12 protein-coding genes are annotated in these 14,330 nt (G+C 61.4%); 6 read left to right on the forward strand and 6 right to left on the reverse strand.

Annotated elements, in window-relative coordinates:
• Nucleotides 1–35: 35 nt before the first annotated feature.
• From KHP07_RS04010 to mreB, 6 genes are all read right to left on the reverse strand, one after another.
• Nucleotides 36–3,851: a YhdP family protein gene (locus KHP07_RS04010; RefSeq protein ID WP_214496628.1), complete on the reverse strand. Its 3,816-nt coding sequence runs from the start codon at nucleotides 3,849–3,851 to the stop codon at nucleotides 36–38.
• A gap of 76 nt (nucleotides 3,852–3,927) precedes the next feature.
• Entirely contained in the window at nucleotides 3,928–5,385 is a 1,458-nt protein-coding gene (rng, locus tag KHP07_RS04015) for a ribonuclease G (RefSeq protein ID WP_071491141.1), read from the reverse strand.
• Nucleotides 5,386–5,455: 70 nt separating this feature from the next.
• Nucleotides 5,456–6,052: a Maf family protein gene (locus KHP07_RS04020; RefSeq protein WP_078046881.1), complete on the reverse strand. Its 597-nt coding sequence runs from the start codon at nucleotides 6,050–6,052 to the stop codon at nucleotides 5,456–5,458.
• Nucleotides 6,053–6,103: 51 nt separating this feature from the next.
• Nucleotides 6,104–6,592 (reverse strand): rod shape-determining protein MreD, encoded by a 489-nt coding sequence (gene mreD / locus KHP07_RS04025; protein WP_016976217.1) that lies wholly within the window; start codon nucleotides 6,590–6,592, stop codon nucleotides 6,104–6,106.
• On the reverse strand, nucleotides 6,592–7,731 hold the full coding sequence (gene mreC, locus KHP07_RS04030) for a rod shape-determining protein MreC (RefSeq protein ID WP_078046880.1): 1,140 nt from the start codon (nucleotides 7,729–7,731) through the stop codon (nucleotides 6,592–6,594). The genes mreD and mreC overlap by 1 nt, the downstream gene beginning before the upstream one ends.
• A 140-nt stretch (nucleotides 7,732–7,871) precedes the next feature.
• Nucleotides 7,872–8,909, reverse strand: a complete 1,038-nt coding sequence (gene mreB, locus KHP07_RS04035; protein WP_002555108.1) for a rod shape-determining protein MreB — start codon at nucleotides 8,907–8,909, stop codon at nucleotides 7,872–7,874.
• 210 nt (nucleotides 8,910–9,119) lie between these two features.
• Between mreB and gatC the strand changes: the two genes are divergently transcribed.
• From gatC to KHP07_RS04065, 6 genes are all read left to right on the forward strand, one after another.
• On the forward strand, nucleotides 9,120–9,407 hold the full coding sequence (gene gatC, locus KHP07_RS04040) for an Asp-tRNA(Asn)/Glu-tRNA(Gln) amidotransferase subunit GatC (RefSeq protein WP_010213142.1): 288 nt from the start codon (nucleotides 9,120–9,122) through the stop codon (nucleotides 9,405–9,407).
• Between the two features lie 16 nt (nucleotides 9,408–9,423).
• Nucleotides 9,424–10,875: an Asp-tRNA(Asn)/Glu-tRNA(Gln) amidotransferase subunit GatA gene (gene gatA / locus KHP07_RS04045; RefSeq protein ID WP_214496629.1), complete on the forward strand. Its 1,452-nt coding sequence runs from the start codon at nucleotides 9,424–9,426 to the stop codon at nucleotides 10,873–10,875.
• Nucleotides 10,876–10,885: 10 nt separating this feature from the next.
• Nucleotides 10,886–12,331 carry an Asp-tRNA(Asn)/Glu-tRNA(Gln) amidotransferase subunit GatB gene (gene gatB / locus KHP07_RS04050; protein ID WP_214496630.1) on the forward strand — a complete coding sequence of 482 codons (1,446 nt, stop codon included), beginning with the start codon at nucleotides 10,886–10,888 and terminating at the stop codon, nucleotides 12,329–12,331.
• Between the two features lie 144 nt (nucleotides 12,332–12,475).
• Nucleotides 12,476–12,847, forward strand: a complete 372-nt coding sequence (locus KHP07_RS04055; protein WP_078046877.1) for a septal ring lytic transglycosylase RlpA family protein — start codon at nucleotides 12,476–12,478, stop codon at nucleotides 12,845–12,847.
• A gap of 58 nt (nucleotides 12,848–12,905) precedes the next feature.
• A complete protein-coding gene (locus KHP07_RS04060) occupies nucleotides 12,906–13,952 on the forward strand; it encodes a calcium/sodium antiporter (protein ID WP_078046876.1) in 1,047 nt (348 codons plus the stop codon).
• On the forward strand, nucleotides 13,949–14,326 hold the full coding sequence (locus tag KHP07_RS04065) for a carboxymuconolactone decarboxylase family protein (RefSeq protein ID WP_078046875.1): 378 nt from the start codon (nucleotides 13,949–13,951) through the stop codon (nucleotides 14,324–14,326). The genes KHP07_RS04060 and KHP07_RS04065 overlap by 4 nt, the downstream gene beginning before the upstream one ends.
• The last annotated feature ends 4 nt before the right edge of the window (nucleotides 14,327–14,330 follow it).

Below are 14,330 nucleotides of genomic sequence, written 5' to 3' on the forward strand. Positions count from 1 at the left end.
ATAAAGGGCATGCGGCCATGCTACTCCACAGGCTCTCAGTTTGGCTTTTCAAATGGCTTGTCGAAGGTGATTTTCGGATCCTTCCACGGGCCTTCGACCTTGTATTGCACGCTGGCGAAGCGTGAAACACGGTCACCGATCAACTTGTCGATCAGGAACAACGCACCGCCAATGGCCGGCGCCCCGACGATCAACGCCGCAATCGGCAGGTTGTTGGTCACCGGCAGCGTCACCAGCAACTTGGCATCCACGCGGTCAGCCACCAGGTCCAGGGTGCCATTGAGCTCCAGATTGCTTGACGGCCCGGTCATGGTGATCGGCTCGCGGGTCACGAACACGCCATTGCTGGCCGCCAGCAAGCCTTTGACCCGGTCATAGCTCAAGCCCTTGCCAAGCAAGTCCGAGAAGTCCAGGCGCAGCCGACGCCCGATGGAGTTGAAATTCAGCAGGCCGAACACCCGCAGGGCTTGGGCGCCCCCCTCGACTTCCACGAACTGGCCGTTGCGGAACGCCGCATCCAGGCTGCCGGAGAACCGCTTGGGCCCGACATAGGCCGGCGAACCGGGCCAGCGTCCGTCCACATCCAGGTGGAAATCCTGACTGGTCACAGTGGGCGCATAACCCCAGCCCTTGAGGACATCGCCGATATTCTTGCCGTCCAGGCGGCCCTTGTACCAACTGCTGCTGTCACCGGCCCCGCCTTCCCAGCCTCCGGCCCCCTTGAGCTGCATGCCCTTCAGGCCCAGGTCCAGATTGCTGAAGGCCAGGCCCTTGGCGGTCGGGCGGATCTTCAGCGACCAGGCGCCTATCAGGTCCGGGCCTTGGAACAACTGATCAATGGCGATATCCAGCGCAGGAATGTCCTTGGGATCGATATTTGCCAAGGGGTCCGGTGCGTTTTCATCCGCCTGCACGGTTGGGTCTACCGCCGGCAGCTTCACGTATTGCAGGTTGATCGCAATCGGCGCGCCTTTGGCGTCCGGCAGGTTCACCGTGCCCTTGGCTTGCTGGCTGCTGAATTGCAGTCCCCACGCCGCAGGCTTGCGGTCCAGCTGCAAATTGACCTGATCAAACTGGGTACCCATCCCGGTCAGCTTGCCCACCTTGAAGTCGGCGCCGTTGAGCAGTTGCTTGGCACTGCCACCCGGATCGTTGCCCGCGTAGCGGTCCACCAGTTTTTTCCACGGGTCGATATCGAGTTCCGACAAGACCCCACGAATGCGCAAGCCCTTGGCACCCGGCAACACGGCATCGCCATCCCCCAGGAACAGCTCACCACGGCCATCATTGAATTTGTCCGGCGGCGCGGCAAAGGTAAAGTTTGCCAGCTCGCCATAATCGAACCAATAACGGCGCTCGGCACCCTGCAAGGTCATGCGGAACACGCTGTCGCGCCCCTGGCTGGCCGGCATGCCGAACGGCGCCGGCAAATCCACCGCCACGCCCTTGAGGTTGGAGCTGACCATCAGCTGGCTGTCGGCGCCGTCCAGGGTCAGTTGCAACTGGTACGGAATATCGCCGGATACCGGCAACGGCTGGGTGATATTCAGCCAGTCCGTCAGCCGCTTGACCGTGACCTGGCCCTTGGCAGTCACGCGAGTGCTGATATTGCCCGGCTTGCCGTCGGCAAAGATCTGCGCAGTGATCGGGCGGTCAAACGCCTGGGCCCTGATGTTCTGGCCACTGAGGCCCTTGGCGCTGTCGAAACGGAAGTCGCCCTTGAGCTGATTCAGGTCCAGGGTGGGTTCAGCCAGTTGCAGGCGCGACTTATCGGTCTTGAAGTCCACTACGATCTTCGGCTCGGCGCCCTTGGCCAGCGGAATATCGAGGTCCAGGCTCCCCTGCAGGTCGCCCTCGCCTTTCCAGCCAGCGAAGGTCGAGGCGGTACCGATCGGCGCTTCCTGGAGGATTTTGAGCCCATCGCCCAAGCCACCGGCAAAACCACCCGTGAGCAGCAGATGGCTGTCCTTGCCCGCAGGCGCGTGGGGAATATTGACGTAGACATCCTTGACCTTGGTGTCGAGCAATTGGCCCTTGCTGGCCAGGATGCGCACGCCGCTTTCCTCGACAAACACTTCGCCATTGACCTTGCTCACGTGAGGCCAGCCTGGCTGGAATGCCAGTTCGGCGTCATGCACCTTGAAAAACAGGCTGATATTGCGCGAGGCCGGCAGTGCGTCGTGGTTCAACGAACCCTGATACTGGAAGAAGCCTTGGTCCACCGCGCCCTTGAGAATCGCGGTGCGCAACCATTCATCCAACGCCGGGCTCAACACCGCCGGCAGGTATTTGGGGGTGAAACGCCCATCGCCATCGACCATGCCGACCCGCAGGTCCATGTAGTCTTCCTGGTTGTGGTCGAAATGCAGGCGGATCAGGAAGTCGGCGGCCACCTTGCCCTCTTCGCCCAGCACCTTGATATACGGCGCGATCAGGGTGAAGCCTTCCTCGTCCAGCTTCCACGTCAGGCGCGCGTTGGCCTGGATGTATTGCCAAGGCTTGGCAAAGATCGGGTCGAGGTGCAGGGAAAAATCCTTGCTGTCCATGCGCAACTCGCCATGACCCAGGTCGCCGCTGATGCTGCCGGACACATTACGCGCGGCCGGCGCGCCGAAGTAGGCATCAAAGCCAATGCGTTCAAGGTTGGCAGCGAAGCTGACTTTTTGATCGGTGGTGTCATGTGGACGGAAGTCCACCAGCACGTTACGTAGCAGGCCGGTGGCCTTCAGATGCTGCACAGTCTTGGCAAACCCCTCCGGCAACGGCGCCAACGCATTGAGCAGCGGCGTAATCGGCGTGAGATCCAGGCGGTCGGCCTGAAGCTTCCAGACTTCCTGCTCCTTGTCGGTAGCCAGGGTCTGCTGCAATTGCAGGCGCGATTCCCAGCGTGTTTCACCCAGGTTCATCGCCAGGGAATCGAACAACACCTTGAGACCAGTTTTACTGCGCTGCAGGTAGGCGGTAAGGGCGAGATTTTCGATATGGACAGGCTTACGGTCGGCGTAGCTGCCTTTCACCTGTGGCGAGTTGAGGCGCACCACCGCGCTTTGCACGGTGCCCTTGGCCCAGCTCAGCCAGAATTCGCCGCCAGCCTTGAATTGCGTGAGTGTCCACTGTTGGGTCAGCTTGGCCGGGATCCACTTGGCCCAGTCGCTTTGCGGCAGGCTCAGGTAGGCCTGGATTTCGGCATCCTTCCATTGGCTGGCACGAATGCGGGTGCGCAGGTTAACGGCGAGCGGCTGGCCGTCGGGCAGGGTCAGGCGTGCATCGAGGCGCTGACGGACGGCGCCGGTATGCAGGCTCAGGCCGACATATGTCAGGGTCACCGGCGCTTGGTCAAACGGCTGCAACGTCACCTGGCTGTCGAGCAGCGACACACGCTTGACCGTCTGCATGCGCTTTAGCACCTGCTCCGGATCCAGCGGCTGGTCGTCTTGCACGGGCAGGCCCTGCAGGGCCCATTTGCCGTCCTTGTCTTCCTTCACACTGAGTTGCAGGCCACTGACTTGCAGGTGCGCAATGCGCACTTCGCGGGCCATCAGGCTGGCCCAGATATCCGGCACCACTTCGACCTGATCCAGGCGAAGGGCACTGCTGCCCTCGCCCACCATCACATCATGGGCCAGCAATACCGGCGCGAAACCGCTCCAGCGGCCTTCCAGGCTGCCGATATGCAGGGGCATGTCCACAGCAGCCTGGGCCTTGGCCTCGACTTCTGCACGGTACTCGGCCACCAGCGGCGTCAATTCACGGCCCAGGCTCACGTACACGGCCGCCAATACCAGCAGCAAGGCACAGAGGCCCAGGCCCCAACGGGTCAAAGCGGCAAAAAAGCGTATCAGACGCTCCATGTCAGGCGACCCTCAAGGCGGTAGTCGGACGGCAGATCAAGGCCTGCTCGTCTCATAAAAGGAAAACGATTGGGGATCAGAGCAGCACCACGTCGTATTGTTCCTGGGAATACATGGTTTCGACCTGGAAGCGTATCGTGCGGCCGATAAAACCCTCCAGCTCGGCAACGTTACCGGATTCTTCATCCAGCAGCCGGTCGACCACTTTCTGATTGGCAAGCACCCTGTAACCCTCGGCCTGGTAGGCCCGCGCCTCCCGTAGGATCTCACGGAAAATCTCGTAGCAAACCGTTTCCGGGGTCTTCAATTTACCGCGGCCCTGGCAACTGCTGCACGGCTCGCACAGCACCTGCTCCAGACTTTCCCGGGTGCGCTTGCGGGTCATCTGCACCAGGCCCAACTCGGTGATGCCAATGATGTTGGTCTTGGCGTGATCGCGCTCCAGTTGCTTTTCGAGAGTACGCAGTACCTGGCGCTGATGCTCTTCATCTTCCATGTCGATGAAGTCGATGATGATGATGCCGCCCAGGTTGCGTAGGCGCAGTTGGCGAGCAATCGCGGTGGCCGCTTCTAGGTTGGTCTTGAAGATGGTCTCTTCGAGGTTGCGATGGCCCACGAACGCGCCAGTGTTGACGTCAATGGTGGTCATGGCTTCCGCCGGGTCCACCACCAGGTAGCCACCGGACTTGAGTGGCACCTTGCGCTCCAGGGCTTTCTGGATTTCATCTTCGACGCCATACAGGTCGAAGATCGGCCGCTCGCCGGGGTAGTGCTCCAGGCGGTCGGCAATTTCCGGCATCAGCTCGGCAACAAATTGCGTGGTGCGCTGGAAGGTTTCCCGCGAGTCGATGCGAATTTTCTCAATTTTCGGGCTGACCAGGTCGCGCAGCGTGCGCAGGGCCAGGCCCAGGTCTTCATAGATCACGCTGGGCGCGCCGATGGTCTTGATTTGTGCATCGATCTGGTCCCACAGGCGTCGCAGGTAGCGGATGTCCATGAGGATTTCATCGGCACCCGCGCCTTCAGCGGCGGTGCGCAGGATAAAGCCACCAGCTTCCTTGATGCCTTCGGCGGCCACGCAGTCGCTGACTACTTTCTTCAGGCGTTCGCGCTCGGCTTCGTCTTCGATCTTCAGGGAAATACCCACATGCGCGGTGCGCGGCATGTAGACCAGGTAGCGTGACGGAATCGACAGTTGGGTAGTCAGGCGCGCCCCCTTGGAACCGATGGGGTCCTTGGTGACTTGCACCACCAGGCTCTGCCCTTCATGCACCAGGGCGCTGATACTTTCTACCGCAGGGCCTTCGCGCAGGGATATTTCCGAAGCATGGATAAAGGCGGCACGGTCCAGGCCGATATCGACGAATGCGGCCTGCATCCCCGGCAATACGCGCACCACCTTGCCTTTGTAGATGTTGCCGACGATCCCGCGCTTTTGGGTGCGCTCAACGTGGACTTCTTGCAGAACACCGTTCTCTACCACCGCCACGCGCGATTCCATCGGCGTGATATTGATCAGAATCTCTTCACTCATGGCTGGGTCTCGTTCAGGCGTTTTCACAATAGTGACCGGTCGCTTAAGGCTGGGCGCTGGGATACGACGCTCAGCGCACGGTAAGGTTTTGCCAACAGGGTATGCCGAATTGGTCGAGCAGTTGCGCGGTTTCGCACACCGGCAGGCCTACCACGGCCGAATAACTGCCATTGAGCCCGGCGACAAACACCGAGCCCAGCCCTTGGATAGCATAGCCGCCCGCCTTGTCCTGGGGTTCGCCACTGTGCCAGTAGGTTGTAGCCTCCTCGACAGAAATACCGCGAAAACGTACACGACTGCTTACACAAACAGTCTCGCTGCGCTGGCCATCAGTGAGGGCAATGGCGGTGAGCACTTCATGTTCACGCCCCGCCAAGGCCATCAACATGGCCAGGGCATCGGCTTGATCCACAGGTTTGCCGAGAATCTTGCCATCGACAATCACTGCAGTATCAGCCCCCAGCACACAGGCGCCCGAGGTTTGCCCGAGCGCAGCAAAACCCGCCGCAGCCTTGCCGCGCGCAAGGCGCTCGACATAGGCAACGGCGGGCTCATTAGTAAGAGGTGTTTCATCAATAGCGGCGCTGACCACGGTGAAGGGCACACCGATCTGGGTCAGCAGTTCACGCCGCCTCGGAGAGCCCGAGGCCAGGTAAAGCGAATTCATTGCAGACTCTCCCTGTAGGGTTCGATAACCAGGCAGAGCCTCGCAATCCATTCAATTGATTTTATAGCGACGACGCAACCCACGCAGACCGAAGCTGATCCATGGCCACAGCAAAGCACTCACCAGCGCCGGCAGCACCAGCGCCAGGGTGGGTTGGCGGTTACCGGTCAGGGCGCTGAGCCAGAGCTGGACAAGCTGTGCCAGGCCAAAGATCACCAGGATCACCAGGCACTGTTGCCACATCGGGAACATGCGCAGGCGTTGCTGCAACGACAGCACCAGGAAGGTGATCAGGGTCAGGATCAACGCGTTCTGGCCCAGCAACGTGCCATAGAGCACATCTTCTGCCAAGCCCAGGAACATCGCGGTGACCATGCCGACTTTGTGCGGCAGGTTCAGCGACCAGAAGGCCAGCAGCAATGCCAGCCAGAGCGGGCGCAGGATTTCCATGAATTGCGGCAGCGGCGAAACGCTCAGCAGCATACCGATGGCGAAGGTCAGCCAGACGATCCAGCCGTTGCGTGAATGTGTACTGGCCATTATTCCTCCCTCTGGCGCGTGGTGGCCGGAGCGGTCGCCGCTGGGCGGGCAGCCGGGGCAGCAGCAGGCGGTTTGGTGGCCGGCGTGGTGGTGGCCGGCGTCGACGTGGGAGGTTTGGTCGCAGCCGGTTTAACCGGATGCGCCGCAGGCTTGACAGGTGTAGCCACCGGCGCCGCAGTTGCCGGCGCGGTCGCAGGCGTGGCCGGCGTGGTAGTGGCCGGCTTGGGTACGGTGGCAGGAACGATCGGCGCAGTGCCGTTCTTCTTGTCTTCCGCCTCCTGGGCCTGGGCGGCTTCGTTGGCGCGCTCTTCGGGGGTGCGATTGTCGCTGAACACCAGCAATAGGTAGCGGCTGCGGTTCAGCGCGGCAGTGGGCACGGCACGCACGATGGCGAACGGCTGGCCTGAGTCGTGGATCACTTCCTTGACCGTCGCTACCGGGTAACCCGCCGGAAAACGCTGACCGAGGCCGGAACTGACCAGCAGGTCGCCTTCCTTGATATCAGCGGTATCGGCCACATGGCGCAGTTCCAGCCGCTCAGGGTTACCGGTACCGCTGGCAATCGCACGCAAGCCGTTGCGGTTTACCTGCACCGGGATGCTGTGTGTGGTGTCCGTCAGCAGCAATACCCGCGAGGTGTAGGGCATTAGCTCTACCACCTGGCCCATCAGGCCACGGGCGTCGAGCACCGGCTGGCCAAGGACCACACCGTCGCGCTCACCCTTGTTGATAATGATGCGATGTGTGAAGGGATTGGGGTCCATGCCGATCAGCTCGGCCACTTCGACCTTTTCATTGACCAACGCGGAGGAATTGAGCAACTCGCGCAGCCGAACGTTCTGCTCGGTGAGGGCCGCGAGCTTCTGCATGCGCCCCTGCAACAGCAGGTTTTCGGTCTTGAGTTTTTCGTTTTCGGCGACCAGCTCGGTGCGGCTGCCGAATTGGCTGGCCACGCCCTGGTACAGACGTTGCGGCAGGTCGGTGATCCAGTAGGTCTGCATCAACACCAGCGACATCTGGCTACGCACGGGCTTGAGCAGTGCAAAGCGGGCATCGACCACCATCAGCGCGACCGAAAGCACGACCAGCACCAACAGGCGCACGCCCAATGAGGGGCCTTTGGCGAAAAGCGGTTTAATAGGCCGCTCCTCCCAGGCAAATGTTCTCTTTATTCATACGGCATCTAACCGGCCTGGATGCAGATTGAAGAAGATAAACGCCAACAGGCAGCACTGCAAAGTGCTGCCTGCGGGCGAAACATGGGCTAATCAGCAAAGGCTTATTCGCTGGAAAGCAGGTCCATGGTGTGTTTATCCATCATTTCCAGTGCACGGCCACCGCCACGGGCGACGCAGGTCAGCGGGTCTTCAGCGACGATCACCGGCAGGCCGGTTTCCTGGGCCAACAGCTTGTCGAGGTCGCGCAGCAAGGCGCCACCACCGGTCAGCACCAGGCCACGCTCGGCGATATCGGAAGCCAATTCCGGCGGCGATTGCTCCAGGGCGCTCTTCACGGCCTGAACGATGGTGGCCAGGGACTCTTGCAGAGCCTCCAGCACTTCATTGGAGTTCAGGGTGAAGGCACGTGGAACGCCTTCGGCCAGGTTGCGACCGCGCACATCGACTTCGCGCACTTCGCCGCCCGGGTAGGCAGTACCGATTTCCTGCTTGATGCGCTCGGCAGTGGATTCGCCGATCAGGCTGCCGTAGTTACGACGCACGTAGGTGATGATCGCTTCGTCGAAGCGGTCGCCGCCGACGCGTACGGATTCGGCATACACCACACCGTTCAGGGAGATCAGGGCGATTTCAGTGGTACCACCACCGATATCCACCACCATCGAACCGCGCGCTTCCTCTACCGGCAGGCCGGCACCGATCGCGGCAGCCATTGGCTCTTCGATCAGGAACACTTCACGGGCACCGGCACCGAGGGCCGATTCACGGATGGCACGACGCTCAACCTGGGTGGATTTGCATGGAACGCAGATCAGCACACGAGGGCTGGGCTGCAGGAAACTGTTTTCGTGAACCTTGTTGATGAAGTACTGCAGCATCTTCTCGCAGACACTGAAGTCGGCGATCACGCCGTCTTTCATCGGACGAATGGCAGCAATATTGCCTGGTGTACGGCCGAGCATGCGCTTGGCCTCGGTGCCGACGGCAACGACACTTTTCTGATTACCATGGGTCCGAATGGCCACAACCGATGGCTCATTCAGGACGATACCGCGCTCGCGCACGTAAATAAGGGTGTTGGCAGTGCCCAGGTCAATGGAAAGATCGCTGGAAAACATGCCACGCAGTTTCTTGAACATGGGAAAGGGACCCTAGGCAACGCGTGGGTAAAAAAGTGCGGCAAACTCTAACAACGACAGGGATTTTGGGCAAGGCGCCAATGTGCTAAATTGGCCGACTTTCTGTGCACCTAACCCCACAATCGCGGCCGTAAGACCGTAGAAATGCGGTAGTGTTCCGACAATCTAACACACGGACAGCCTCCGTTCTGTTTTCCACTGGAGATTCCCATGACGCTTGAACGCTCCGACGTGGAAAAAATCGCGCACCTGGCCTCGCTTGGCCTCAATGATGCCGATCTTCCACAGACCACCGCAGCCCTGAACAGCATTCTCGGGCTGGTCGACCAAATGCAGGCCGTGAATACCGACGGCATCGAGCCTCTGGCTCACCCGCTGGAAGCCAGCCAGCGCCTGCGCGCAGACGTCGTGACCGAGAGTAATAATCGCGAGGCCTACCAGTCCATCGCGCCAGCGGTCGAAAACGGCCTGTACCTGGTTCCGAAAGTCATCGACTAAAGGGAAAGAGCCTGCAATGCATCACATGACTCTGGCCGAGATCGCCCGCGGTCTCGCCGACAAAAAGTTTTCTTCCGAAGAACTGACCAAGACCCTGCTGGCGCGCATCGCCGAGCACGATCCAAAGGTCAACAGCTTCATCAGCCTCACCGAAGAACTGGCCTTGAGCCAGGCCAAGGCCGCCGACGCACGTCGCGCCAACGGTGAAAACGGCGCACTGCTGGGCGCACCGATCGCCCACAAGGACCTGTTCTGCACCCAGGGCATTCGCACCAGCTGCGGCTCGAAGATGCTCGACAACTTCAAAGCCCCCTATGACGCCACCGTGGTGTCCAAGCTGGCCGCCGCCGGGGCCGTGACCCTGGGCAAGACCAACATGGATGAATTCGCCATGGGTTCGGCCAACGAGTCGAGCTACTACGGCGCAGTGAAAAACCCGTGGAACCTGGACCATGTGCCCGGCGGTTCGTCGGGTGGCTCGGCTGCCGCCGTAGCAGCGCGCTTCCTGCCTGCCGCCACAGCTACCGACACCGGCGGCTCGATCCGCCAGCCAGCGGCCTTCACCAACCTCACCGGCCTGAAACCGACCTACGGTCGCGTTTCCCGTTGGGGCATGATCGCCTACGCTTCCAGCCTGGATCAGGGTGGCCCCCTGGCCCGCACTGCTGAAGACTGCGCAATTTTGTTACAAGGCATGGCAGGCTTCGATAAACAGGACTCCACCAGCATCGACGAGCCCGTGCCAGACTACAGCGCCAGCCTGAACACCTCGCTCAAGGGCCTGCGCATCGGCGTGCCGAAGGAATACTTCAGCGCCGGCCTCGACCCGCGTATTGCCGAGTTGGTGCACAACAGCGTCAAGACGCTGGAAGGCCTCGGCGCGGTGATCAAGGAAATCAGCCTGCCGAACAACCAGCACGCAATTCCTGCGTACTACGTGATCGCGCCGGCAGAAGCCTCCTCGAACCTGTCGCGTTTCGACGGCGTGCGCTTCGGCTACCGTTGCGAAAACCCGAAAGACCTTACCGACCTGTACAAACGCTCCCGTGGCGAAGGCTTCGGCGCCGAAGTTCAGCGCCGAATCATGGTCGGTGCCTACGCCCTATCGGCCGGCTATTACGACGCGTACTACCTCAAGGCGCAGAAAATCCGACGCCTGGTGAAGAACGACTTCATGGCCGCCTTTGAACAGGTCGACGTGATCCTCGGCCCAACCACGCCGAACCCGGCCTGGAAGCTCGGCGCCAAGAACGGCGACCCGGTAGCTGCCTACCTCGAAGACCTGTACACCATCACCGCCAACCTCGCGGGCCTGCCGGGGTTATCCATGCCTGCCGGTTTTGTCGATGGCCTGCCGGTCGGCGTGCAACTGCTCGCCCCGTATTTCCAGGAAGGCCGCCTGCTCAATGTGGCGCACCAGTACCAGTTGAACACTGACTGGCACACTCGCACCCCTACCGGCTTCTGAGGAGAACACTATGCAATGGGAAGTTGTGATCGGGCTGGAGATTCATACCCAGCTCGCCACCCAATCGAAGATTTTCTCTGGTAGCGCCACCACGTTCGGCTCCGAGCCGAACACCCAGGCCAGCCTGGTCGACCTGGGCATGCCCGGCGTACTGCCAGTGCTGAACCAGGACGCGGTGCGCATGGCGGTGATGTTCGGCCTGGCGATTGACGCCGAGATCGGCCAGCACAACGTGTTCGCACGCAAGAACTACTTCTACCCGGACCTGCCAAAGGGCTACCAGATCAGCCAGATGGAACTGCCGATCGTCGGCAAGGGCCACCTGGACATCCCCCTGGAAGACGGCACCATCAAGCGCGTCGGTGTGACCCGCGCCCACCTGGAAGAAGATGCCGGCAAGAGCCTGCATGAAGAATTCCCGGGCGCGACCGGTATCGACCTGAACCGTGCCGGCACGCCGCTGCTGGAAATCGTTTCCGAGCCGGATATGCGCAGCGCCAAGGAAGCCGTGGCCTACGTCAAGACCATCCACGCACTGGTGCGCTACCTGGGCATCTGCGACGGCAACATGGCCGAAGGTTCGCTGCGTTGCGACTGCAACGTGTCGATCCGTCCCAAGGGCCAGGTCGAGTTCGGCACCCGCTGCGAGATCAAGAACGTCAACTCGTTCCGCTTCATCGAAAAGGCGATCAACAGCGAAGTGCGTCGCCAGATCGAGCTGATCGAAGACGGCGGCAAGGTCATCCAGCAAACCCGCCTGTACGACCCGAACAAAGACGAAACCCGCGCCATGCGCAGCAAAGAGGAAGCCAACGACTACCGTTACTTCCCCGACCCGGACCTGTTGCCGGTGGTGCTTGAGGACTCATTCCTCAATGACATCCGCGCTACCCTGCCGGAGCTGCCGCAGCAGAAACGCGAGCGCTTCCAGGCGCAGTTCGGCCTGTCGGTCTACGATGCCAGCGTGCTGGCCTCCAGCCGTGAGCAAGCCAACTACTTTGAAAAAGTCGTGAGCATTGCCGGCGACGCCAAGCTGGCGGCCAACTGGGTCATGGTTGAGCTGGGCAGCCTGCTGAACAAGCAGGGCCTGGAAATCGACGAAGCCCCGGTCACCGCCGAGCAACTGGGCGGCATGTTGCTGCGCATCAAGGACAACACCATCTCCGGCAAAATCGCCAAGACCGTGTTTGAAGCGATGGCCAGCGGTGAAGGCAGTGCCGATGAGATCATCGACAAGCGCGGCCTCAAGCAAGTCACCGACAGCGGCGCGATCTCGGCCGTGCTGGATGAAATGCTCGTGGCCAACGCCGAGCAGGTCGAGCAGTACCGCGCGGCCGACGAAGCCAAGCGCGGCAAGATGTTCGGCTTCTTTGTGGGCCAGGCGATGAAAGCCTCCAAAGGCAAGGCCAACCCGCAACAGGTGAACGAATTGCTGAAAAGCAAGCTCGAAGGCTGACACGTGCAGGACCCGGCTTCTGTGGGAGCCGGGCTTGCCCGCGATGCAGGCGCCTCGGTGCATCAGTGACACCGAGGTGAAGCCATCGCAGGCAAGCCAGCTCCCACACGAGCCAACTCCAACATTTGTAATGGAACTCCTTGCATGAAGCGTCTACTCGGCCTGCTGGCCCTGTTCTCCCTACTGGCCGGTTGCGCCAGCGGCATCATCAACCCCAACGGCTACGACGAAACCGGCACCGCCTCCTATTACGGCGCCAAGCACCATGGCAACAAGACTGCCAGCGGTGAACCCTTCAACCAGAACGCCCTGACCGCCGCCCACCGGCAACTGCCGTTTGGTACCCAGGTCAAGGTCACCAATCTCGACAACGACAAATCCGTGGTTGTCCGCATCAATGATCGCGGCCCGCATACCCGTGGGCGCTTGATCGACCTTTCACGCAAGGCCGCCGAGCAACTGGGTATGATCGGCAGCGGTACGGCGCGTGTGCGCGTACAAGCGCTGAGCAACTAAAGACGGAGCCCTGGCCATTTTCGGATTAACCGCCCTCTCGCCCTGGAGCCTGCTGGAATTGGTCAGCGGCCTGGTGCTGCTGATCATCGGCGCCGAAATCCTGGTGCGCGCCGCCGTGCGCCTGGCCGCAAGCCTTAAGGTGCGGCCGCTGATCATCGGCCTGACGATCGTCGCCTTTGGCAGCAGTGCTCCGCAGATGACCGTCAGCCTGCAGGCCACCCTGGCCGGCAATACCGATATCGCGGTGGGCAGCGTGATCGGCAGTAGCATCTTCAACATCCTGGTGACCCTGGGCCTGTCGGCGTTGATTATCCCGCTGCGGGTCTCACGCCAACTGGTGCGCCTGGATATCCCGGTGATGATCCTGGCCGGGCTGCTGGTGTTCACCCTCGCCGCCAACGAAGAACTTACGCCGCTCGATGGCCTGTTGCTGCTGGTTGCCTTGGTCGCGTACCTCGGTGTCTTGCATTACCAGACGCGCCACTCGCGCCGCCCTCGCACGCTGGACACCGTGGCCCGCGCGCCGTGGCTGAGCAGCGTGCTGTTGATGCTCGGCGGTTTTTTGATCCTGGTGCTGGCCGGGCATTTGCTGCTGGGCGCGGCGGTGGATGTGGCAAGCGACCTGGGCCTGTCGGAACGCGTAATCGGCCTGACCTTGATCGGCGTCGGCACCTCGCTGCCGTGCCTGGCGACGTCCCTGATTGCCGCCCTGCGCGGCGAACGTGAAATTGCCGTGGGCAACGTGATCGGCAGCAACCTGTTCAACCTGCTTGGCGTATTGGGGCTGACTGCCCTGCTCGCCCCTTCGCCGCTGTCAGTGTCGCCCAATGCCCTGGATTTCGATCTGCCGGTGATGCTCGGCGTGGTGGTGCTGTGCCTGCCGGTGTTCTACACCGGCTACCGCGTGACCCGCGCCGAAGGCCTGGTGCTGCTGGGCCTGTACCTGGCGTACGGGCTGCATGTGATGGCATTTACCACCGGCATGCCACTGGCCAACAAGCTTGAACAACTGATGCTGTATTACGTCCTGCCAGTGCTGGTGGCTTTTCTGTTGTTCAGCACGCTGCGAGCCTGGCGCCGCCAACACAAGAGGGAATCGCAATGACCGATCAGAAGAAGCCCGGGGTTGAAATGCGTCGCCAGGTCATGGGCGATGCATTCGTCGACCGCGCCCTGGGCAATGCCACCGAGTTTTCCCAGCCGCTGCAGGACTTCGTCAACGAACATGCCTGGGGCAGCGTGTGGAACCGTGAAGGCCTGCCACTGAAGACTCGCAGCCTGATCACCCTTGCCGCGCTCACCGCGCTCAAGTGCCCGCAGGAACTCAAGGGCCATGTGCGGGGCGCACTGAACAATGGGTGTACGGTGGAAGAGATTCGTGAAGCGTTGCTGCATTGCGCGGTGTATGCCGGTGTGCCGGCGGCGATTGATGCGTTTCGGGCGGCGCAGGAAGTGATCGATACCTACGAGGCACCGTAGGAGC

Origin of the sequence: Pseudomonas sp. VS40 (assembly GCF_018587885.1) — a bacterium.
GTDB lineage: Bacteria > Pseudomonadota > Gammaproteobacteria > Pseudomonadales > Pseudomonadaceae > Aquipseudomonas > Aquipseudomonas pergaminensis.